The sequence below is a fragment of the Ruegeria sp. HKCCD6426 genome, from assembly GCF_057221115.1.
Genome location: NZ_JBWVBF010000003.1, coordinates 731,258 through 753,603, shown reverse-complemented (window position 1 = coordinate 753,603; position 22,346 = coordinate 731,258). Strand labels below are relative to the sequence as shown.

General features: G+C 58.1%; 21 protein-coding genes. 5 read left to right on the top strand and 16 right to left on the bottom strand.

Annotated elements, in window-relative coordinates; genetic code table 11:
* Positions 1-275 precede the first annotated feature (275 nt).
* The 15 genes from AC2TDA_RS12525 to AC2TDA_RS12455 all read right to left on the bottom strand — a co-directional run bounded on the left by AC2TDA_RS12525 (position 276) and on the right by AC2TDA_RS12455 (position 14,419).
* Positions 276-881 carry a CvpA family protein gene (locus AC2TDA_RS12525; protein WP_480848194.1) on the bottom strand — a complete coding sequence of 202 codons (606 nt, stop codon included), beginning with the start codon at positions 879-881 and terminating at the stop codon, positions 276-278.
* A gap of 39 nt (positions 882-920) precedes the next feature.
* Entirely contained in the window at positions 921-2,285 is a 1,365-nt protein-coding gene (gene radA / locus AC2TDA_RS12520; protein WP_480879456.1) for a DNA repair protein RadA, read from the bottom strand.
* 132 nt (positions 2,286-2,417) lie between these two features.
* Positions 2,418-3,200, bottom strand: coding sequence for a DNA repair protein (locus tag AC2TDA_RS12515; protein ID WP_480848192.1), 783 nt, complete (start codon positions 3,198-3,200; stop codon positions 2,418-2,420).
* A 148-nt stretch (positions 3,201-3,348) separates the two neighbouring features.
* A complete protein-coding gene (locus AC2TDA_RS12510; RefSeq protein WP_480879455.1) occupies positions 3,349-3,801 on the bottom strand; it encodes a paraquat-inducible protein A in 453 nt (150 codons plus the stop codon).
* 77 nt (positions 3,802-3,878) lie between these two features.
* Positions 3,879-4,361 (bottom strand): cytochrome b, encoded by a 483-nt coding sequence (locus AC2TDA_RS12505; protein ID WP_480848189.1) that lies wholly within the window; start codon positions 4,359-4,361, stop codon positions 3,879-3,881.
* 98 nt (positions 4,362-4,459) lie between these two features.
* Positions 4,460-5,206 carry an ABC transporter ATP-binding protein gene (locus tag AC2TDA_RS12500; RefSeq protein WP_480879454.1) on the bottom strand — a complete coding sequence of 249 codons (747 nt, stop codon included), beginning with the start codon at positions 5,204-5,206 and terminating at the stop codon, positions 4,460-4,462.
* Entirely contained in the window at positions 5,203-5,985 is a 783-nt protein-coding gene (locus AC2TDA_RS12495) for an MlaE family ABC transporter permease (protein ID WP_480848185.1), read from the bottom strand. Before AC2TDA_RS12495 ends, AC2TDA_RS12500 begins: the two co-directional genes overlap by 4 nt.
* Positions 5,982-7,016, bottom strand: a complete 1,035-nt coding sequence (gene alr / locus AC2TDA_RS12490; RefSeq protein WP_480879453.1) for an alanine racemase — start codon at positions 7,014-7,016, stop codon at positions 5,982-5,984. The genes AC2TDA_RS12495 and alr overlap by 4 nt, the downstream gene beginning before the upstream one ends.
* Before the next feature lie 229 nt (positions 7,017-7,245).
* Entirely contained in the window at positions 7,246-8,301 is a 1,056-nt protein-coding gene (locus tag AC2TDA_RS12485; RefSeq protein WP_480879452.1) for a Hint domain-containing protein, read from the bottom strand.
* A gap of 123 nt (positions 8,302-8,424) precedes the next feature.
* Positions 8,425-9,915, bottom strand: a complete 1,491-nt coding sequence (locus tag AC2TDA_RS12480) for a replicative DNA helicase (RefSeq protein ID WP_480848179.1) — start codon at positions 9,913-9,915, stop codon at positions 8,425-8,427.
* Positions 9,916-10,116: 201 nt separating this feature from the next.
* Positions 10,117-10,794: an orotate phosphoribosyltransferase gene (locus tag AC2TDA_RS12475; protein ID WP_480879451.1), complete on the bottom strand. Its 678-nt coding sequence runs from the start codon at positions 10,792-10,794 to the stop codon at positions 10,117-10,119.
* A 144-nt stretch (positions 10,795-10,938) separates the two neighbouring features.
* Positions 10,939-12,120: an ammonium transporter gene (locus AC2TDA_RS12470; RefSeq protein WP_480879450.1), complete on the bottom strand. Its 1,182-nt coding sequence runs from the start codon at positions 12,118-12,120 to the stop codon at positions 10,939-10,941.
* A gap of 201 nt (positions 12,121-12,321) precedes the next feature.
* A complete protein-coding gene (locus AC2TDA_RS12465; RefSeq protein WP_480879449.1) occupies positions 12,322-12,798 on the bottom strand; it encodes a CinA family protein in 477 nt (158 codons plus the stop codon).
* The gene (locus tag AC2TDA_RS12460; protein WP_480879448.1) at positions 12,795-13,292 is read right to left on the bottom strand and encodes a phosphatidylglycerophosphatase A family protein; all 498 of its coding nucleotides are present in this window, start codon (positions 13,290-13,292) and stop codon (positions 12,795-12,797) included. The genes AC2TDA_RS12465 and AC2TDA_RS12460 overlap by 4 nt, the downstream gene beginning before the upstream one ends.
* Positions 13,289-14,419: a bifunctional 2-C-methyl-D-erythritol 4-phosphate cytidylyltransferase/2-C-methyl-D-erythritol 2,4-cyclodiphosphate synthase gene (locus AC2TDA_RS12455; protein ID WP_480879447.1), complete on the bottom strand. Its 1,131-nt coding sequence runs from the start codon at positions 14,417-14,419 to the stop codon at positions 13,289-13,291. The genes AC2TDA_RS12460 and AC2TDA_RS12455 overlap by 4 nt, the downstream gene beginning before the upstream one ends.
* Positions 14,420-14,600: 181 nt before the next feature.
* Between AC2TDA_RS12455 and dusB the strand changes: the two genes are divergently transcribed.
* The 5 genes from dusB to ntrX all read left to right on the top strand — a co-directional run bounded on the left by dusB (position 14,601) and on the right by ntrX (position 21,821).
* Positions 14,601-15,584, top strand: coding sequence for a tRNA dihydrouridine synthase DusB (gene dusB / locus AC2TDA_RS12450; protein WP_480879446.1), 984 nt, complete (start codon positions 14,601-14,603; stop codon positions 15,582-15,584).
* The gene (locus tag AC2TDA_RS12445; protein ID WP_480848166.1) at positions 15,581-16,660 is read left to right on the top strand and encodes a two-component system sensor histidine kinase NtrB; all 1,080 of its coding nucleotides are present in this window, start codon (positions 15,581-15,583) and stop codon (positions 16,658-16,660) included. Before dusB ends, AC2TDA_RS12445 begins: the two co-directional genes overlap by 4 nt.
* Positions 16,660-18,027 carry a response regulator gene (locus AC2TDA_RS12440; protein ID WP_480848164.1) on the top strand — a complete coding sequence of 456 codons (1,368 nt, stop codon included), beginning with the start codon at positions 16,660-16,662 and terminating at the stop codon, positions 18,025-18,027. Before AC2TDA_RS12445 ends, AC2TDA_RS12440 begins: the two co-directional genes overlap by 1 nt.
* A 99-nt stretch (positions 18,028-18,126) precedes the next feature.
* Positions 18,127-20,415, top strand: a complete 2,289-nt coding sequence (locus AC2TDA_RS12435) for a sensor histidine kinase NtrY-like (RefSeq protein WP_480879445.1) — start codon at positions 18,127-18,129, stop codon at positions 20,413-20,415.
* Entirely contained in the window at positions 20,412-21,821 is a 1,410-nt protein-coding gene (gene ntrX / locus AC2TDA_RS12430) for a nitrogen assimilation response regulator NtrX (RefSeq protein ID WP_480848160.1), read from the top strand. The genes AC2TDA_RS12435 and ntrX overlap by 4 nt, the downstream gene beginning before the upstream one ends.
* A gap of 11 nt (positions 21,822-21,832) precedes the next feature.
* On the opposite strand, the gene AC2TDA_RS12425 is transcribed toward ntrX, so the two are convergent.
* Positions 21,833-22,312 carry a hypothetical protein gene (locus tag AC2TDA_RS12425; RefSeq protein ID WP_480848158.1) on the bottom strand — a complete coding sequence of 160 codons (480 nt, stop codon included), beginning with the start codon at positions 22,310-22,312 and terminating at the stop codon, positions 21,833-21,835.
* Positions 22,313-22,346 lie beyond the last annotated feature (34 nt).

Genomic DNA, 22,346 nt, shown 5'->3' with positions numbered 1-22,346 from the left:
AGCAAAAAGGAAGAACCGGTGAAACGCAGGTGCCATAGGTGCCGAGGAGCGGGGCGAGCGCCATGTGAAATCTGCAAAGGCGCGGGAGAAGTGGTTAAAAGCCGCGACATGTATGGTAAACCAGTGTCCAGCCGGTGTGATGGGTGCTTTGGCCTGAAAACCGTTCGGTGCACGGTTTGCGGAGGAGAAGGGTTCCTCTGATCTTGTCCGCCCCTTACTAATGAAAAAGCCCGGACGATGCCGGGCTTTCGAACGACTCTCACAGGTTTGCGATCTTAGCCCTGCGAGTCATCCTGCGTTTCTTCGGTGTTGGTTTCCGGCGCGCTGCCTGCGGTGCATGTCGCGACCAGCTCTTCGTACTGAGCAGTGACCCAGCCCAATGCGGCTTCGGGGTTTTGCTCTTCGATCTTGTCGCTGAACTGCTCGAACACTTTGGCCGAACGGCTTTCGTCGACGATCGTGTAGGACTGGCCGGTCATCACAGTGTCATACACGAAGAAGGCAATGGCCACGAGCAGGATGCCGCGGGCGACACCGAAAAAGAACCCTAGCGCCTGATCCAGACCCCCTAAGGCCGAGCGTTGCACCAGCGACGAGAACAGCGGAGTGAAGACGCTGACAATAATCAGCGCAACTGCGAACACGGCGGCAAAGCCAGTGATTACAGACAACTCGCAGCTGTCGCGCAGGAATTCTCCGACAACTGGAACTTCTTTGACCAGAGGGACAACCTGCGGAGCAAAGATAAAGGCCAGAACTGCAGCGGCGACCCAGCCTGCAATGGCCAAGACTTCGCGCATGAAACCGCGGGAGTAGGCGAGAATGCCCGATACCACGACGATCAGGGCAACGACCCCGTCAATAATTGTAAAACCTTCCATGGCCCTCGCCTGTTCGTTTCTGCCCCTCAGGGCGCGACCTTAACCTGCTCCGAAGGTTTCGCCAACAAACCCCACCAAATCAGAGGGTCGGGTGAGTGTCAGACCTGCCACAGTGCCGGTTTTGCCTCCTGCCGGAGCAATTGCCGCTGTGAAACCAAGTTTTTGCGCTTCTTTCAACCTGTTTTCGGTCTGAGGGGCCGGTCTAAGTGCCCCAGATAGCGAGATTTCTCCGAAAACGACGGTATCGGCGGGCAGGGCAGTATCTTCGCGTGCGCTGAGGAGCGCAGCGGCCACTGCAAGATCGGCTGCGGGTTCGCTGATTTTCAGCCCACCCGCAACGTTAAGGTACACGTCGAGACCAGCAAATGGGATGCCGCAACGCGCTTCGAGCACAGCAAGGATCATCGCCAGCCGCCCGCTGTCCCATCCAACGACGGTTCTGCGGGGCTGGGAATGAGGCGATGGCGCTACAAGCGCCTGTAATTCGACCAAGACGGGCCGTGTGCCTTCTATTCCGGCAAAGACGGCCGAGCCGGGGCTGGGCTTGCCGCGCTCCGACAGGAACAGCGCCGAAGGGTTCGTGACCTGCGCCAGGCCTTTACCGGTCATCTCGAACACACCGATCTCATCCGCCGGACCGAACCGGTTCTTGACTGCGCGCAAGATACGGAATTGGTGACCGCGTTCGCCTTCGAAATAGAGCACAGTATCGACCATATGTTCGACCACGCGGGGACCGGCAATCTGGCCATCTTTTGTGACATGACCAACCATGACAATCGACACGCCGTGCCGTTTGGCAAAAGTCGTGAGTTCATGCGCGGCGGACCGAACCTGAGACACCGATCCAGGGGCGCTGTCGACATTGTCGGCCCACATGGTTTGGATCGAGTCGATGATGGCCAGACCGGGTTTTTCGGCCTCCAGCGTCGTCAGGATGTCGCGCAGATTAGTTTCCGCCGCCAATTGTACAGGTGCGTCCTCAAGCCCCAATCGCCGCGCGCGCATACGAACCTGAGCGCTGGCTTCTTCGCCTGAGACATAGATCGTCTTGACACCGGCGCGCGCGAAACGGGCGGCGGCTTGCAACAACAACGTGGATTTACCGATGCCGGGATCGCCGCCAACCAAAATGGCAGAGGCCGGAACAAGGCCACCGCCGAGCACTCGGTCCAGTTCATTCACGCCACACAGCGTGCGGGGTGGGGGTGTTTCCTCGGTCGACAGGTCTGTGAGTGCAATGGACTGGCCGCGTTTGCCGCCGAGTGATTTTTTGGCCGGGCCAGCCGAGAGTGGCGCGTCCTGAATTATGGTGTTCCATTCGCCGCAACCGTCACAGCGTCCTGACCAGCGGGTATGCGTCGCGCCGCAGGCCGAGCAGGAGAAAGTGTTTGTCTTTGCCATGCGGCCCTTGGTGCCCGAGGATGGGCGGTTCTTCAAGCCCTTGCGGGCGTTCATCACCGCCGAAATACGCTGCGGTCTCGGGCCCTATGGGCCGTCGACCACAGCGGGCGCTGATGCGCCGGTGCTGTGTGGCTATTCAGCCGCGCGCGGCGGTGTCATCGCAATGACGCTGGACGCGCTCGGATCACTGTCGTCCGGCGGAGATTGCAGTTGCGCGGAAAGTTCGGGCAGCAATTCGAACAGTTCGTCCCGCAAGCGGGCAAGTTGCGATTTGGCGATGGATTCCTCGATCTCGATGTCGCGGGTCCACTGGCGCAATTCGTGCTGGATGGTTTGCGCATCTTCAATCCGGTGCTGGAACCGTTCGACTTCTTCCTGGCGCTGTTGAAGAAATGCGCGGGCACGCGAGACTTTGGCCTCGCCGTAAGTTTGTGCCAGTTCCTGGCTGACCTGGCTCATCTGAGCCGCCAGTTCCAGCAGTTCGGGTTCAAGTGCCTCGAGGTCGGGGTGGTCGCGTAGGTAGGCCATCCTCTCTTTGACGGCATCGAACTCGGATGCCAGCGCAAAGGCACCACTTCGGTCCGCGGCATGGGCAACCTGATACGCCTCGGCCACGTCCTGCATGTTTAGTGTGAATTTGCGGTGTGCATGCTCCAGCGCCATCATCCGGGCGCTGGAGGGCAGATAGAAGGCCAGCATCAGAACCAGAGCGGTCAAGCCGATTTGAATGTAGATGCCCGCATCGATGCTCGCGCCATTGCCTAGACCGGCCTGCATCGACAGCCAGGGCAAGATACCTATCGCGGACAACAGAGTGGTGGTTACAGCGAACAGCGCCGCTGCGCAGATCAGGAAAAAAGTCAGTTTCAAAAAGGCATTCTGAAATTGCAATGTTATGTTGTGGAGGGCGGTCATGTTCGACGAACTCCTTCTTAAACCGGTACACACCAAGCCCAAGCGGAGACATCTAAAACACACAGAATGGTCCGCAACGGGCCCGTAAACTACAAATTGTTGCTGCTCGAAATATAAAAATGATACTCAGATAGATGTTTTCAATCAATCAGGTCTGAGGTTTTCGTGATCTGGATGTCATTTCCGTAACGTGACCCAGTGCAATTGAGGCCAGAATGCAGCCTGTGAACAGGTAGAGGCCCCATGCGGTTTCGATGGTTGCGTAGGAAATTCCCTTGGCCAGCGTGATGTAAAGCGCGATCAGGAAGATATCGGCCATGGCCAACTTGCCAAGGATATTGAGCGCAGGTTGTACACGCGGATCCAGCAGGTCCCATTGGACCAGAGCCGTGCCGATGGTTTTGATATAAGGCGCGAAGAGGGCGAAGATTGTGACGATCAGCGCCAGGAAAACGTCGGATTTCCAGAGGGACTGAAGCCCGGTGATGACGCTGATCTCGGAAAGACCGAAGATTGGCAGCAGGCCCGCGCGCATCAGCGGAGCGAACCACGCGATGGGGTAGAGGATTAGGAGCGAAAGGGTGGCAATGCGCAGGGTCATGACAGCCGTACTGTATTAGAGTGATCTCTCGTACAGTACGGCGATGGACGGTACGTGCAAGGACGCACTCCTGGACGTCACTCTGCCCGCTTCATGCGTGCCATCAAGTTGGTTTTCAGAATAAACTGATGGAACAGGGCTGCCAGAACATGCAACAGAACAAGGGCAATTATCAGCGTTTTCATTACTTCATGCGCCTCGGCAGCTAATTCTACCCCGCCAAACCAAGCCAGAGCACCCGAGACCGGCAAAAGGACCATCAGTGCATACAGCGAAAGATGAGTTGAGTGAGCTGCCAGTTTCATTGCGGCGGATTCCTGGTCTGGCAACGGCGGTGCACCACGGGTCAGGCGTAACGCAACTCGCCAAAGTACAAGCGCCAGGACCAGCAATCCGCTAAATACATGGAGCGCAATCAATGGCTGAAACGTGACGGGTAATCCGTGTTCGATCCGGTTCCACGCCTCAGAGATCGGTTCGTGAAACAAAAACTGAAGAGCGATCAGCAGAAATATGATCCAGTGGAGGGCGATTTGCGCGCGCGAGTAAGAAGTGGGCATGGGGAAACTCCGGACAACGTTTTGATTGCGTAGGTAAAACGTGTGACGTTGAGAATTCCGTCGCATGTGACTGATTTTTTGGTCGAGCCGAATTGACCCTAACGCACCGCCTCAATCGGCCCCTCAGCACTGCCGCTGATGAACTGCTCCACATAGGGATCGCCTGAGGAATCCATCTGCTCCACCGGTCCGGTCCACTGGATCATCCCGTCATGCAGCATCGCCACGTTGTCGGCAATCGCTCGGACCGAGCTCATGTCATGCGTGATGGTCATTGCTGTGGCGCCCATTTCGGTCACGATCTCGCGGATCAGGTCGTTGATGACGCCGGACATGATCGGGTCGAGGCCCGTAGTTGGTTCATCAAAAAAAATGATCTCGGGGTCGGCGGCAATGGCGCGGGCCAGGCCCACGCGTTTCTGCATGCCGCCCGACAGTTCCGATGGATACAAATCAGCCACCTTGGCGCGCAGACCGACGCGGCGCAGCTTGTCGATGGCGATCTCGCGGGCGTAATCTGCGGGACGCTTCAGCGGGCCGCGCAGCAGGCGGAAGGCGACGTTTTGCCAGATGGGCAGCGAGTCAAACAGTGCGCCGCCCTGAAACAGCATGCCAAAACGGGCCAGGAATGCGTCTCGATCGCCTTTTTGCGCATTCTTGCCGTCAACGTAAATCTTTCCGCTGTCGGGTTTGATCAGGCCAAGGATACATTTCAGCGCCACGGATTTCCCGGTGCCTGAGCCGCCAATGATAACCATCGAGGTGCCCTTTGGGATCTCGAGATTCATGCCCTGCAACACGTGGTTGTCGTCAAAGGCTTTATGTACGTTCTCCATCCGTATCATAGCGAGAAGAACACCCCTGTCAGAACAAAGTTGGCGGCGAGGATCAGCACGGCGGCGGCTTCGACCGAGCCTTTGGTGGCACGGCCCACGCCCTGCGCGCCGCGGCCCGAGGTCATACCGTAGTAGCACCCCATGATGGCGGCGATCATGCCAAAGGCTGCACCTTTAACCAGCGATGAAACGACATCGCGGGCTTCAAGGAAATCGACGGTGTTTTTCAGGTAAGCCGCCGGGTTGAAGCCCAGGTTTTGCGTGGCGACCGTGTAACCTCCGGCGATGCCGATGATGTCGCCCACCGCAACCAGGACCGGAACTGTCAGCAGGGCCGCAAGCACGCGCGGCGCGGTCAAGTATTTCATCGGATGGGTCGACAGAGTCACCAGCGCGTCGATCTGCTCGGTCACTTTCATCGTGGCGATCTCGGCCGCGATGGAGGAGGTCACGCGCGCTGCAATCATCAGTCCGACCAACACCGGGCCAAGCTCGCGCACCATACCGATGGCGACGATCTGGGGCACGACAGCCTCGGCATTGAAGCGGGCGCCGCCTGCATAGATTTGCAGGGCCAATGCACCCCCGGTGAAAATGGCGGTTAGTCCGACGACGGGCAGGGACAGCCAGCCGATATTCAGCAACGCAATCATGAATTCCCGCGGATAGAAAGGCGGGCGGAAGATGTGCGAGATCGCATCCACGGCGAACAGGGCAACCCGGCCAAAAGCCGCGAACGCATTTAGTACGGCGCGGCCCAGCCCCCCCAGCGCGGTGATTGGGTTCATTCCACGTAGCCTCGCGAATAACGGTTGCCCATCGAGGTCAGAATTTCATAGCCAATGGTGCCTGCGGCCTCGGCCAGGTCATCCACTGTCTGGTGCCCGTTCAGGATGCGCAGGCGCTCGGGATCGTGCGGAAGGTCGGTGACGTCAACAGTAATCAGGTCCATCGAAATACGTCCGACAACCGGGCAGGGCAGATCCCCTGAGAATGCATCGATGCCGCCGCCAATTGCACGGTGCAACCCGTCGGCATAGCCTGCTGCGACTGTCGCAATCCGGGAAGGTCTGCGAGCGGTCCAGCTGCCGCCGTATCCGACTGCTTCACCCACTTCGACTTGGCGCACTTGCACGACAGGCAAATCGACCGTGACTACGGGTTTTGCTTCGGCGAAGGGCAGGCCCCCATAAAGGCCGATGCCCGGGCGGCAGAAATCAAAGTGGAATTCCGGCCCGAGCAGCGTTCCGCCTGTTGCCGCCAGAGAGCGCGGCACCGAGATTCCGTCGGTCATGTCCCGGAACGTCTGCAACTGCTGCTGATTCATCGGGTTATCCGGCTCGTCCGCACAGGCCAGATGGGACATCGCAACCACCGGGTTCAGCGCCAGGGCTGCATCGCGCAACTCGGCCCATTCGTTGGGTTCCAGCCCCAACCGGTTCATTCCGCTGTCCAGCTGTATGCCGAACGGATGCTCGGGTATTGCCTGACGATGACGCTGAAACTGTTCCGGTGAATTTATCAGCGGAATCAGGCCGTGGGCCGAAATCAGTTCGTTGTCACCTTCCATATGCCCGGAGAAAACAAAGATATCCGGTCCGGGTCCAATGGCCTTGCGCACGGTGGCGCCTTCTTCGGCGACGGCGACAAAGAACTTGCGAACGCCTTCGTCGGCCAGCGTCCAGGACACGGGTTCGGCACCCAGCCCGTAGGCATCAGCTTTGACAACAGCGCCGGTTTCGACACGCGTTTTCGCGTCGAGCGCTCGCCAGTTTTGGGCAAGCGACTGAAGGTTGATCGTTAAACGTGCAGTACTCATGGGTCGTTCATGACATTGGATACAGGCAGGTCAAGGGGGTATAAGGCGATTCCGCTTTAGTTCTGCGTGACATAAGTGGTTTCCTGCTTGCCGTGCACGGTTTTATTGGCTGATGCGGATACTTTTGCGAAAGCTTCTGCCTTATTTGTCTAGCCGTGATTGTGCGAGCTTGCAGATCAAAGGCGACTGGGTTGCTTGATCGTTTACGCTCAACTCATCCCAAGGGCGATTAGGCGTCATCTGCAGTTTGAAATTCCAGCAGTGGTTTGTTGTTTCTCAGATGCCGAGTCACTAGTTTTTTCTGGCGCTTGCCGGTCGGAATGTAGCAAGCTGGCCGGGCGTGATCCGCGTCGGTTAATTCCGGAAATAAAAGCGCCAGTTCCTCACGCGCCTCAGCGGTCATGGACTGCATGGCTTGAGGACCCGTAAACAGGCTTTCGCTGGGCGCTCCTTCGGAGAAAACGATAGTATGACGGTCGAATACGAGGTGGTAATAGGTTACGCCGGTTAGTTCGACATCAACGAAAATTCCGGGCAATTCTGTCAGTCGAATAGCCGACACCAGAACCGACCGCGCACCGAACATTCGCTGCGCGATCGCAGACCTCACGACCATGCGATGTTGTCTGGAAACCAGCAGATCACGTTGTGGAAATCCGTTGCCCAGAGCACCCTTCACAATGCGGACCGGACGCAATTCTGGCGTTTTGATCAGCTCTGACAGGCGCAGGCTGCGGGATAGCACCAACCGCACAGGTTCATAGGTTCCGTCCTGACTCAGGACGCAATCGCCGGCTCGTAGGTCTTCGACCCGGACCTCGCCTTTGGCGGTAAGTATTCTGGTGCCCGAAGTAAAACATGGCGCACCGGGATTGGGATTAGGGTTTTCGACAAAGTTCACCCCATCCGTCGATGTGAGCGATGCGGTGTCATCGGTGCCGTTGCTGCCGATCTGTGTCGATGTTTGACCATCGGCCGCGCCCTGCGTGGCCGTGACTTGTTGGTCGAACGAAACGAAACTCAGCACCGAGCCATCTTCGACGAGGGACACAGCTCCGAAACGGTTGATGCGGGCCGAAATCACGTAGTAGTCAAACCCGCCAACCGTTGTCATTGTCCCGGTATCTACATCGTCCGAACTGCGCAATGTGCCGTTTGAGTTATACACCTCAACCGTCAAGTTCGACACATTTGTGCCAGCGGGCACACGGACTTCGATAAAATCCTCATCCGGAGAGGAATTTGGCCCGTTGCGATATCTTATTTCCGATATGATTGCTGGCAAATATTCTAAGCCTTAACCTGTATTGCGACCTGTATCGCTTAGTTGCAATTGAGCTATCACAAACAGAGTATTTTTGCAAAAACAACGCTGGAAACCGGCGCAGGTTCTAAAGGCGCAGTAGGTTCAATACCCTTCGATCTGACCATCCTGTTGCCAGGGTTTGACCAGATTGCCGAAACGAGTGAATTGCGCCTCGAACGAGAGTTCAACCGTGCCGATGGGGCCGTGGCGTTGCTTGCCAACGATGACCTCAGCCTTGGCATGCAGGCGCTCCATGGCCTGCTTCCACTCTTCCATCTTTTCCAGCTCATGATCGCCGGGCTTTTCACGTTCCTTGTAGTATTCCTCGCGGAACACGAACATCACGACGTCGGCATCCTGTTCGATCGAGCCCGATTCCCGCAGGTCGGACAATTGCGGGCGTTTGTCGTCACGGTTTTCGACCTGACGCGACAGCTGGGACAGGGCAATAACCGGGATGTTGAGTTCCTTGGCAATGGCTTTCATGCCCATCGAAATTTCAGCGATTTCGTTGACACGGTTTTCGGCCATACCTCGGCACAGCTGTAGGTAGTCGATCACCAACAAGTCCAGCCCATGCGTCCGCTTCAGTCGCCGCGCTCGGGCAGCAAGCTGAGAGATGGGCAGGGCAGGGGTGTCGTCGATGAACAGGGGACAGGCTTCCAATTCCTTGGCCGCGTCCACGAAACGGCGGAACTCTGCCTCGGTCATGTCGCCCTGACGGATTTTGTGCGAGGAAATCTCGGACGCTTCGGCCAGAACCCGGCCGGCCAGCTGCTCGGCGCTCATTTCCAATGAGAAGAAACCAACGACGCCGCCATCGATCGCGCCTTCGCTGCCGTCCGGTTTCAGGCCGCGTTTATACGCCTTGGCGACGTTGAATGCCACGTTGGTCGCGAGCGAGGTTTTCCCCATCGACGGGCGGCCGGCCAAGATAATCAGGTCAGAGGGGTGCAAACCGCCCAGCTGTTTGTCCAAATCGGCCAGACCGGTGGAAATCCCCGCCATGCCACCACCGCGCTGGTATGCTTCGTTGGTGACGTTTACGGCTTCTGTGACCGCCTTGAGGAAGGATTGAAAGCCTTGTTCGGTCTGGCCCTGCTCGGATAATTGATAAAGCTGCTGCTCGGCCTCGACGATTTGTTCTTTTGGCTCACTGGCAACATCGACCCGCGCGGCTTTGTCCGAGATGTCCCGTCCCAAACGGATCAGCTCGCGCCGGATGGCGAGGTCATAGATCATCTGGGCATAGTCATGCACGGCAAAGGCACTGATCGAGGCACCCGCCAGCTTGACCAGATAGGCCGGGCCGCCAAGTTCCTTCAGGCCCTCATCTTCAGCCATGAAAGATTTCAGCGTCACAGGCGAGGCCAGCGCATTCTTGGCGATGCGCGTGGCCGCGACCTCGTAGATCCGTGAGTGAACCGGGTCATAGAAATGCTCGGCCCCGATGATCGAGGCCACCCGATCATACAGGTCGTTATTGGTCAGGATTGCACCCAGAAGCTGCTGCTCGGCCTCGATGGAGTGCGGCATGGTTTCGGCATTCTGAATCTGAGCCGCTGCCTGCTCGATACTGCTGATCTCGTTCATTGCTGTTCTCTATGTCCCTTGAGCAGAGGCCATATCGCAACGCCTTGAGTCGGCGCAAATTGTATGTTTTCTGGGGATAGCCTGTGCATATCTCTCCGCCCCATCATATTGCAGGATGGGACGGGGTTTCGTCAACATGTTGTAGGGGAATGACCGGCTGTTCGCTCCGATGTTTCTGTTCTGGAAACAGTTTGCGTCGCGTCAACTCTTGTGCGCTTCCTGCCATCCGCGCGGATCGTTCAGGAACGCTTCAACGCCATCCAGCGTCTCTTGATCGAATGCTTTCTGCGCCTTGGCTTCTGCCAGTACGTCCCACCATGTGCAGAGGTGATGCAGTTGAACACCATGGTCGCCCAGCGTTTTCTCGGTATCCGGGAAGATACCATAGTAGAAGATTACCGCCGTATGGCCGCAGGTCGCACCGGTTTCACGGATTGCATCGACAAAGGATAGTTTGGATCCACCATCGGTGGTCAGATCTTCAACCAGCAAAACACGCTCGCCTTCGCTCATCGCGCCTTCGATTCGGGCGTTGCGGCCGTAACCTTTGGGTTTCTTGCGCACATAGGTCATCGGCAAGGCCATGCGTTCGGCAACCATAGCAGCAAAGGGAATGCCTGCTGTTTCCCCGCCTGCGATATTGTCGAAAGCTTCGAACCCGGCGTCGCGCATTACTGTGACGGTCAGAAAGTCCATCAGTGTGGAGCGGATACGAGGGTACGAGATCAGCTTTCGGCAGTCGATATAAGTTGGACTGGGCAGGCCGCTGGCCAGCGTAAATGGTTCGCGCGCGTTGAAATGGACAGCCTTGATCTCAAGCAGCATCCGCGCGGTCAGGCGGGCGATTTCTGTGCTATCGGGAAATGAACTGGGGATCATGGCGGAACCTCGGAGCTGAAATGGCGTTGCGGGCTGATAGCCTGTCCTTTGACCCAGAGTCGAGAGGGTTGCACCGCAAAAGAAAAGCGGACCTCCAAGAGGTCCGCTTTTGCCCTTGCGGGCGGTCAAGCAACCAAGGTGGGCTTAGCTGCTGATGTCGTAGGCGCGCTCTCCGTGAACCGAAAGATCGAGCCCATTTGTTTCGGTCTCCGCATCTACGCGAAGCGGTGTGATCAGCGCAACCACTTTGACCAACACAATCGTGACAACTGCCGTAAAGGCACCCACGATCACCAGCCCACCCAGCTGCGCGGTCCACGTGCCCAGACCGAACAGTGCGATCATGAGCGTCCCAAATATACCGCCGACACCGTGCACGGCGAAGACATCCAGCGTGTCGTCGATTTTCAGCATAGTGCGCATGACATAGACCGCCTCCTGACACAGGATACCGGCGACGCCACCGATGATCAGCGCCTGCACGGGGCCGACAAAGCCCGAGGCCGGGGTGATCGAGGCCAAACCCGCGATGGTGCCCGTGACCAGACCTACCATCGAGGCTTTGCCAAAGCGGATCTTCTCCCACAGTGCCCAAGTCAGTGAGGCGGTGGCCGCAGACAGATGCGTCACGGTCATCGCCATTGCTGCACCACCGTCAGCTGCCAGTTGTGAACCGCCGTTAAAGCCGAACCAGCCAACCCACAGCATCGCGGCACCGACCATGACATAGCCGGGATTGTGGGGCGGGGTCGTGCGATTGCGGCGTGGTCCGAGGATCACAGCGATGATCAGCGCCGCCAGCCCGGCGGTTTCATGCACGACGATGCCGCCAGCAAAGTCGCGTACGCCAATCTCACCCAGAATGCCGCCGTCACTGAGGATTCCTCCACCCCAGATCCAGTGGACGACCGGTGCGTAACACAGCAGCATCCAAAGGGCCGAGAAGGTCAGCACAAATCCGAACCCCACACGCTCAACATAGGCCCCGACGATCAGGGCCGGGGTAATGATGGCAAATGTCATCTGGAAAGCAAAAAACAGTACCTCGGGCAGGGTGCCGGCCAGGCTGTCGGCGTCGACGCCGTTCAGAAACGCTTTGCCCAGCCCGCCCCAAAGGCCGGAGTCGCCCGGGCCAAACGCAATTGAGTATCCGGCGACCAGCCAAAGGATACTCATCAGGCAGGCAATGCTGAAGCAATGCATGAACACGCTCAGCACGTTTCGCGCGCGCACAAGGCCGCCATAAAACAGGGCAAGGCCCGGTAATGTCATGAACAGGACCAGCGCCGTTGCGACGATGATCCATGCTGTATCGGCTCCGTTCATGGGCCGCTCTCCTCTTTCGCTGCAGGGGCGCCGATCTGTGCTTGCACGTCACATACTGGCGCATCGTGAGTGGTGTGCTCTGCGTTGAAGCGAAGGGATGGAGAGGAAAAAAGAGGCAACACCCTAAAAGACCGCCTGTTTCGAGGGCCTTTTTTTAACTGGTGATAATTTTTGCGCTTTCAGGGTGTATGTGACGCAATTTTAAGCGAAACGCGAAACGCCCTGAAAGAGAAGCGCCAGCGCGTGGTCTCGGGCAGCGCGGCGGACAGCATCGCGGCCCAAAGCACCGAACTCAACTGTTTCTACTTGCGTCTGCTGCCCGTTGGCGGCCAGCCCGAAGCAGACGCGTCCTTCGGGCTTGAACTCAGAACCGCCGGGGCCAGCGATGCCGGTGATGGAAACAGCCAGTTGCGCCTGAGAATTGCGCAGCGCACCTTCGGCCATCTCGCGGGCGACCTCTTCGGACACTGCACCATGCGCGGTCAGGGTTTCAGCGCGAACGCCCAGCATCTGTTGCTTTGCAGCGTTGGTGTAGGTGACGAACCCCCGGTCGACTGTCGCGGAACTGCCGGGTATGTCGGTCAGTGCGGCGGTCACCATGCCGCCCGTGCAGCTCTCGGCAGTGGCGATCATCAGGTTTTTCACCCTGGCACGATCGAGTAGATCGGCAACGGTCACAGTCCCAAGACCCCATGCGAAATGCCTGCGAGTATTAATACGCCAACAGCGGCAAATACCCCGGCAATCACGTCGTCCAGCATGACACCCATAGGATCACCACGCCGGTCTGCCCAACCGACGGGGCCGGGTTTGGTGATGTCGAACAGGCGAAACAGGATGAACCCCGCGACCCAGCCGGGCCAGAGGGCCGTGATCTCGATCCCATGTGCCCAGGCGGGGTAGGAAATGGCCCACAGGGCAATGAACTGTCCGGCCACCTCGTCGATCACGATTTCTGACGGGTCGTGATCGTCCTGTCCCGCCGTCATAACGCGTGTAGCCCACAAGCCCCCAAAGAACGCGGCGAAAGTTGCCAGAACCAGCAGGGGAAACCCGCCCAGCGTGTGAAGCAGCCAGGCCAATGGCAGCGCAACCAGAGACCCCCATGTGCCCGGGGCAGGGCGCAGGTATCCAACGCCCCCGACAGTTCCAATCAAACGCGCGGCGGTCATGCTTTCACCAGACAGGCTGTGGCGAGCGAGGCGATCCCCTCGCTGCGGCCAGTAAAGCCCAACCGTTCGGATGTGGTCGCTTTGACCGAGACCTGATCTGCGCGCAACTCTATGATTTTGGACATTTCTTCTCGCATTGCCTGCGCATGAGGTCCTATTTTGGGATACTCGCAAACCAGCGTGCAATCCACGTTCGAGATGCGATAGCCCATCTGGTGCGCCAACTCGACCGCGTGCCGGAGAAAAACCTCGCTGGCAGCCCCCTTCCATTGAGGGTCGGACGGGGGGAAATGCTGACCGATATCGCCCTGCGCCAGGGCGCCGTAGATTGCGTCGGTTACCGCGTGCATGCCGACATCAGCATCCGAGTGCCCCTGCAACCCGCGGTCATGTGGCACTTTCACACCGCACAGGATTACATGATCCCCGTCGCCAAAGCGGTGTACATCGTAACCGTTGCCTAGCCTTACATCCATGTCCGTTCCCAATATGCGTTCCGCCCGGGCAAAATCCTCGGGTCGCGTGATTTTGATATTGTCCGCGTCGCCAGGCACGATGGCAACGTCCAGCCCAGCGGCGCGAGCGACTTCGACGTCATCTGCTGCGCCTCCGGGATGTGCGGCATGCGCCGCCAAGATGGCGTCATATCGGAACCCCTGCGGCGTTTGTGCCGCGAACAGGTTGCTTCGATCCTGAGTGCCTGAAACACTTGCGTCTTCGCCGACCCACAGGGCATCAGTGACTGCCAGTCCCGGCGCTGCCGCAAGATGGGTATCCAGCGCCTGCAGTACGTCCTGAATAACGCGAGCGCTGACACAGGGACGCGCCACGTCATGAATGAGAACCTGCTCGACGCCGTATCCGGTCAGCGCCTGTAGCCCGTTTTGAACCGATCCGGCCCGGTCCGCGCCGCCAGCGGCAAGGATCAAGCCCGAGTTACCGAACTCCTCCCAAGCCGAGGTGTCTTCGGGCGCGATAACCAATACGATGTGATCGACCTGACCCTGAAAGCGCTCAATGGTCCAATCGGCCACCCGCCGAACGGAAAGTGAACGCCATTGTTTTGGCGTGCCGCCACCGGCGCGTAATCCGCGTCCTGCGGCGACAATGATGGCGGCGGTCGTCATGGGGGCAGTGTCTCCTGTGTTGCGCAATGTTTAGGGGGCGGTGAATGCAGAGGCAATCACCCAGGTCAATATGCTTAAAAAATAGGCATGTGATGATTCTGCGGGCTTGTTTGCCGCCGTTTTCTTGTTCATATGCTGCGATTTCGATATCAAACCTGCAATTGCTCAAGGATTAGGCACGTTGACCCTGCGTCTTGCTAAAAAGGAACTGACCCCTCCGGTGTTGTTGGCGCCGATGGCTGGAATCACTGACCGGCCATTCCGTGATCTTGTGATGCGCTTCGGCGCAGGTATGGTCATTAGCGAGATGGTGGCCAGTCAGGAGATGGTTCAGGCCAAGCCCGGTGTGCGTGAGCGGGCCGAACTTTCGGCGGATGTGGAAAACACCGCTGTGCAACTCGCTGGGCGTGAGGCGCACTGGATGGCAGAAGCCGCCAGACAGGTTGCCGACCGCGGTGCACGGGTAATCGACATCAATATGGGATGTCCGGCTAAGAAGGTGACGAACGGGTATTCTGGTTCCGCATTGCTAAAGACGCCGGACCACGCGCTGACGTTGATCGAAGCCGTGGTGAGCGCGGTGGACATTCCGGTGACACTGAAAACTCGGCTGGGATGGGATGACTCGCTTCTGAACGCGCCGGATGTTGCGCGCCGCGCGCAGGAGGCCGGCATTCAGATGGTCACAATCCACGGACGCACCCGGTGTCAGTTCTATAAAGGTCGCGCCGACTGGCAGGCGATCCGGGCGGTGAAAGAGGCGGTCTCGATCCCAGTTATCGCCAATGGAGATATCATCGATACTGTGGCGGCGAAGGTGGCTTTGGAAAAGTCGAAAGCGGACGGCGTAATGATCGGACGCGGAGCACAGGGCAAACCGTGGCTATTGGCACAGATCTGTCACGATCTCTACGGCGGTGCGGCGCCCGATATCCCTGAGGGGGAGGGCCTGGTAGCCATGGTGCGCGCACATTATCAGGCAATGCTGGGGTTCTATGGTCAGGATCTGGGCTTGCGCGTCGCCCGCAAGCATCTGGGGTGGTACATGGATGAGGCGGGTACGCCCGCGCTCTTGCGCCGGTCGGTTCTGACATCGCGTGATCCGGACGAGGTGTTGCATCTGTTGGGCGACGCTCTGATCAGCCAGACAGAGGTGGCCGCATGACTTCGGACCAAGCCATCTGGGCCTCGTTGCCGGTCCCGGCCTTCATCATTGACGTTGAAGATCGTGTTGCCGATGTAAACTCGTCGGGAGAAGGGTTTCTGAACGCCTCGCGCAAATCGGTACTGGGAAGCCCGGTCTGGGATCTGCTGGCGGTGGATGCACCGCTGGAAGAGGCGTTCCTGCGCGCCCGGCAGTACGGTAGTCCACTCTTTGTTAATGATGTGGATGTTGGGTCAGGCAACCGGGCCCCTCTGCAATGCGCGCTGCAAATTGCGCCGTTGATGGGCCATCCGGGCATGATGATCATGATCGTTTCGCCGCGCGAACTGGCAGGTCGGATGACGCTGGGAAATACAGTGAAATCAGCAGCGCAATCCGCGATCGGGATGGCGGAAATGCTGGCGCATGAGATTAAGAACCCACTGGCAGGTATCACAGGTGCTGCGCAGTTGCTGAGCATGAACATTCCGCAGCAAGACCTAGAATTAACAGACCTTATCGTCGCAGAAACGCGCCGTATCGTGAAGCTTCTGGAGCAGGTCGAGCAATTCGGAAACCTGTCTCAACCCGATTTCCGGCCGGTCAATATCCATGACGTCCTTGATCGTGCGCGGCGGTCGGCGCTGCTTGGTTTTGGGGCCCACATGACCATCATCGAGGATTACGATCCTTCGCTGCCCTTGGCCTATGGCGACCCGGATCAATTCTTGCAGGTGGTGCTGAACCTTCTAAAGAACGCATCCGAGGCGGCCCCAAATGGCGGCGTAATCCGGTTGCGGACCTATTTCGAACACTCGTTCCGCCTGCGCCGCAGCGACGGTTCGGGTCACTCGCTGCCCTTGCAGATCGAGATCATCGACGATGGCCCCGGTCTGCCCGAGAAAATCCGCAGCGATATTTTTGACCCCTTCGTATCGGGCAAGGAGAACGGCACGGGCCTCGGGCTGGCACTGGTCAGCAAGATCGTGTCGGACCACGACGGCTGGATTTCCGCCGACTCGGTTCCCGGTCGCACCGTATTTCGCCTGTCCCTGCGACGGGCTCCTCGAGAAGAGCAGAGTAAGGAGAGCACCTGATGGATGGCACAGTTCTGGTCGCCGATGACGATCGCACAATCCGAACCGTTCTGACACAGGCCCTGACACGGGCCGGATGCAAGGTGCATGCCACCTCGTCCCTGACGACGCTGATGCGCTGGGTCGGTGAGGGCAAGGGCGATGTGGTAATCTCGGATGTTGTTATGCCCGACGGTAATGGCCTTGAGATGTTGCCCAAGATTGCCTTGGATCGGCCCGGGCTTCCGGTGATTGTGATTTCAGCCCAGAACACGATCATGACAGCGATTCAGGCGGCTGAGGCGGATGCCTATGACTATCTGCCTAAGCCATTTGACTTGCCGGACCTGATGAAACGTACCGCGCGCGCATTGGACCAGAAACAACGCGCTCTGCCAGAGCCGACTGACGCGACAGAGGATCGGCCGGATGAGTTGCCACTGGTCGGGCGGACACCATTAATGCAGGCGCTGTATAGGTTAGTGGCGCGGGTGATGAATACGGATCTGTCGGTGATGATTTCCGGTGAAAGTGGAACCGGCAAGTCTTTGATTGCCCGCGCTATTCACGATTTTTCGGACCGCCGAACCTTGCCCTTTGTGACCGTGACTGCGACCGAACTGAGCGATCTGGAGGGTCCCGCGCGGGTCATGGCGCGAGTACGCGGCGGGACGCTGCTGATTGATGAGATTGCTGATATCGACGAAGAGATTCAGGCCCGGATCGTGCGGATGATGGACACGCCCGGTGATCATGCTCCGCGTTTTATGGCCACCAGCCAGTCAGACCTGACCGAGGCAATGGAAACTGGCCGTGTGCGACAGGATCTATACTATCGTCTGTGCGGCGCGACGATCCACGTTCCGGCGTTGCGGGAACGGGTGGACGACATCACTCTGCTGGCCGACCATTTCCTGGCCAGAGAGGAGCGTGAAACCGAAACGAAACGTTGGCTCAGCGCGGAAGCGGTTGAACTGGTGCGTCGGTATTCCTGGCCCGGCAATGTGCGTCAGCTGGAAAACGCAATTCGCCGCCTGAGCCTGACCAGCCGTGCCGAAGAAATCTCCAGGGTCGAAGTCGAATTGGTTCTGGGTAGCCAGCCTGAAGCTGAGCCGGTTCTGGGCGATGGTGAGCGTGAAAAGCTGTCTTCGTCCGTCGAGCGCCATCTGAGGCGGTATTTTGATTTACACGGAAACATTTTGCCGCCGCCGGGCCTTTATCAGCGGATTTTGCGCGAAGTTGAAGCACCTCTGATCGAAATTGCGCTGGATGCAACCGGCGGAAATCAGGCAAAATGTGCTGACTTATTAGGGATCAACAGGAATACGCTGCGTAAAAAAATTACGGATCTCGATATTCAGGTGACACGCCGACGCAAACTGATGTAATATCGCCACACAAAACGTGGCATCCGGGTTTCTCCCGGCCAACGACCACGACATATGGCGGTAAGTCGCGCAGGCGACACATCAGAATGAGGGCAGACGGTGGCAACCCGGGCACAGAACGGGCCGATCCTATCGATCAACCGGTGGCGCAAGTCCCGGAGATTCCGCAATTTCAGCACTTTGGGTCTGGTCATACTGGGCCCTGTGCTGGCGTTTGCGACTTATCTGGTCATCGGCCCATTTGATCTTGGCGCGACAGCTCCGACGCTGCGGCTGATTCTCCTTGCTGATCTTGTGTATGTTCTCGTTGTCGCCGCCTTGGTGCTGGGGCAATTGGGCAGCCTGATCGCTGCGCGGCGGGCAAAATCCGCAGGTTCGCGGCTACATTTACGCCTGATTGGCGCGTTTACCCTACTGGCGCTGGTTCCGACGGTCACTGTGGCGATCTTCGCCGGTCTAACCGTGAATATTGGTCTTGAGGGCTGGTTCTCGGACCGGGTGCGGCAGGTTGTTGGGTCTTCATTGTCGGCCGCTGAAGCGTATGAACAGGAACACCAGCAAGGTCTGACGCAGGATGCTAGGGTGCTGGCCCGATATCTGGACAATGCGCGGGCGCTGGATTTCTACATCAGTGATGCCGAGTTGCGCGAGGTCCTTGCGCAGGGTCAGGCGCAGATCCAGCGGGGCCTGCGTGAGGCCTATGTCATCGACGGTAGTGGGGAAATCCGATCCCGTGGTGATCGGTCTTACTTGTTCAACTACGAACAGCCCACGCCAGAGCAGATGACCGAGGCCAACGATCTTGGCATGGCGGTCATTGCCGATTGGGATAACAGCGAGTTCCGCGCGTTGGTGCCATTGCAAGCTTTTGCTGATCGCTACTTGTACGTCAGTCGTGATGTAGACGGGCAGCTGCTGACGCTGTTGGATGATACAAAAGAAACGGCCCAGTTCTACCGCCAGCTTGAAAGCGAGCGGGGCAGGGTCTTGTTTGAATTCGGCCTTTTATATCTGGGTTTTGCCGTGATCCTGATTCTGGCGGCGATGTCGCTGGGCATGTGGTTTGCCGAACGTCTTTCGCGTCCGGTCGGGCGTCTGACTACAGCGGCGCAGCGCGTTGGTGCCGGCGATCTGAGCGTTCAGGTGATCGAAGAGGCCAGCGATGACGAGATCGCCATGCTCGGCCGGTACTTCAACCAAATGACCCGCCAATTGAAGGGGCAGCGCGATACTCTTCTGGAAAACACGCGCCATATCGAACGGCGCAGGCGCCTGTTTGACTCGGTGCTGAGCTCTGTCACCTCGGGGGTTGTGGGTATCGATCCAGATGGCTGTGTGACATTCGTGAACCGTTCGGCTGAGCGGTTACTGGATTGGTCGGGCAGAGAACAGCACCTGGCGATTGGTATTGGCGTGCCTGAATTTCTGCCGCTGTTCGAGAACCTCAAAGAAAGCGGGCAGGAAGCAGTACAGGGCGAGGTTAAAGTTACGCGTAAGGGCCAGCTTGAAAACCTTCTGGTGCGTATGGCGACCCGACGGGGCGAGGATGGCGGGCTTGAAGGTTATGTGGTTGCCTTTGACGACGTCACCGATCTGGTCAGCGCGCAGCGTATGGCAGCATGGGGCGACGTCGCCCGCCGTATCGCTCATGAGATCAAGAACCCACTGACCCCGATCCAACTGAGCGCTGAACGGATCAAGCGCAAGTTTTCACGCAAACTAGATGAAGAAGACTGCGATACCCTGGTTTCGATGACGGATGTTATCGTGCGGCAAACCAACGACTTGCGGCGCATAGTGGATGAGTTCTCGAAGTTCGCGCGCATGCCCGAACCGGACCGTCGAGAAGAGAATCTGGTCGATCTGGTTCGTGAGGCTGTTTTGTTGCAGCAGGCAGGTCAGCCGGACGTTCAGATTGATTCCGATCTGCCCGCCCAAGCCGTTTTTGCGGATGTGGATGCGACGATGCTGAATCAAGCGTTGACCAACCTGATCAAGAATGCCGGAGAAGCCATTGGAACGCTTAAAGAAAAGGGCGCGCCGGACAATCTTATGCCTCAGATCAAAGTATCGATGATTCCTGATGAAGCCGGGACAGTCATCACAATTGCAGACAACGGCATCGGCCTGCCTGAAGACCGGGCGCGGCTGTTTGAACCCTATGTAACTACCCGCGACGAGGGAACCGGTTTGGGATTGCCTATCGTCAAGAAGATCATCGAAGAACATGGCGGAGCGCTGACATTGGAAGATGCGCCCGTCTTCAACGGACAAGACCATTACGGCGCGATGGCTGTGATCCGTTTGCCTGGGGCCGAAGGGGCCTCCACCGTCGCGCCACAAAAGCAGGCGATTAAAACCAACAAACTGAAAGCAGGCCAAAGATGAGCGACATTCTGATCGTAGATGACGAACGCGATATTCGCGAACTAGTGTCCGACATTCTTGAGGACGAAGGCTATTCCACCCGGCTCGCCGGCAACTCAGACGATTGCATGGCGGAAATCAATGCCGAACCACCCGGGTTGCTGATTCTGGATATCTGGCTGAAAGACAGCCGAATGGACGGGATCGACATCCTGAAGGCTGTGAAACGTGACAACCCGGATGTGCCGGTGGTGATAATTTCCGGCCATGGCAATATCGAGATTGCGGTCGCTGCGATTAAGCAGGGCGCATATGACTTTATCGAAAAACCCTTCAACATCGATCAATTGATGGTGGTGATCCGCCGCGCCATGGAAACCTCGCGCCTGCGCCGCGAAAACGCCTCGCTGAAGCGGAAAGAGATTAGCGGTTCGGATATGATTGGCAAGTCGGCCTCATTCAGGGCGATGCAGGGACAGCTGGACAAGGTAACCAAGTCGAATGGTCGTGTGATGCTGAGCGGGCCCGCCGGATCGGGCAAGGAAATTGCCGCGCGGTACATCCATGCCCATTCCAATCGTGCTAACGCTCCCTTTGTTACTGTGAACTGCGCGGGGGTCGAGCCGGAGCGGATGGAAGAGGTTCTGTTCGGGCGTGAATCCTCGGAGCGCGGTGTTGAGTCGGGTCTGCTGGAGGAAGCCCATGGTGGTGTGATCTATTTCGACGAGGTCGCCGACATGCCGCTCGGTACGCAGTCGAAGATATTGCGTGTCCTTGTGGACCAGCAGTTTCAGCGCGTCGGCGGAGCCGACAAGGTTCGGGTGGACCTGCGGGTTATTTCATCAACCAACCGCGATCTTGGGACGGAAATCGCAGCCGACCGATTCCGGGAAGAACTGTATCACCGCTTGAACGTGGTTCCGATTGCGGTACCGTCTTTGGAAGAGCGGCGTGAGGACATTCCGGTTCTGGCGCAACATTTCATCGAAATGTGCAATGAAACCCAAGGCTTGCCGGTTCGCGAACTGTCGGATGAGGCAGTTGCGCTGCTCCAGACGATGATCTGGCCGGGCAACGTGCGTCAGCTTAAGAACCTGATCGAGAGGGTTCTGATCCTGGGTGATGGCACCGGCCCAATCGAAGCGCGCGAACTGCCCAATGAAGAAGAAAAACCGGACGAATCCGGTCGCGTTGTTCTGTCTGGCGTTTTGGCCACCTTGCCGCTGCGCGAGGCCCGCGAGGCGTTCGAAAGGGAGTACCTGCTGACTCAGATCAACCGCTTTGGCGGCAATATCAGCCGCACCGCCAGTTTTGTCGGGATGGAACGCAGCGCGTTGCATCGTAAGCTGAAATCGCTGGGTGTGGTAACTTCGAACAAATCAGGCGCGCGTGTGGCGCAACTGGATGAACCTGAACCGGCGGAGTAATCCGCCGGGGATTAGCCCGCTTGTCCTGGTGTAATGATCTGGAAGGAGCCGTCGTCGAATTTTACGAAACAGGACGACGGGTTTAGCGGCGGCAGGACCGTCGTGCGGGCGGGCGCGACCCGTGACTTTACGTTCTGCTTGCAGGGCGGCAGGCTGACTGGACGAAAGCCTTTTGCGGCCATGCACTGCGCTTCGACCGTGTTGCGCAACCTTTGGTTGACATCCACCGTGTAAACGCGCCCGGGTTCCCACCAGCCTGCTGACCGATAACAATTCCCTTTGCCGTCGCAATAGGTGCGACCGGGCCAATAGGTCGGCGGGCTCTGACGGATCTGATTTGCAACGGGTGCATCTTTCAATGCGTCGACCTGACATGCCGTCGTTTCGGCCTGCAATCGCGAGACGCTTTCACCTTCGCGGTAATACAGAGACAGAGGTCCGCATGAAGATAGGATAACGGCGGGAATAAGGAAGCGAAGGATTGTTTTCATACTCTTATCTTGCCGCAACTGTCTGTTCATGACA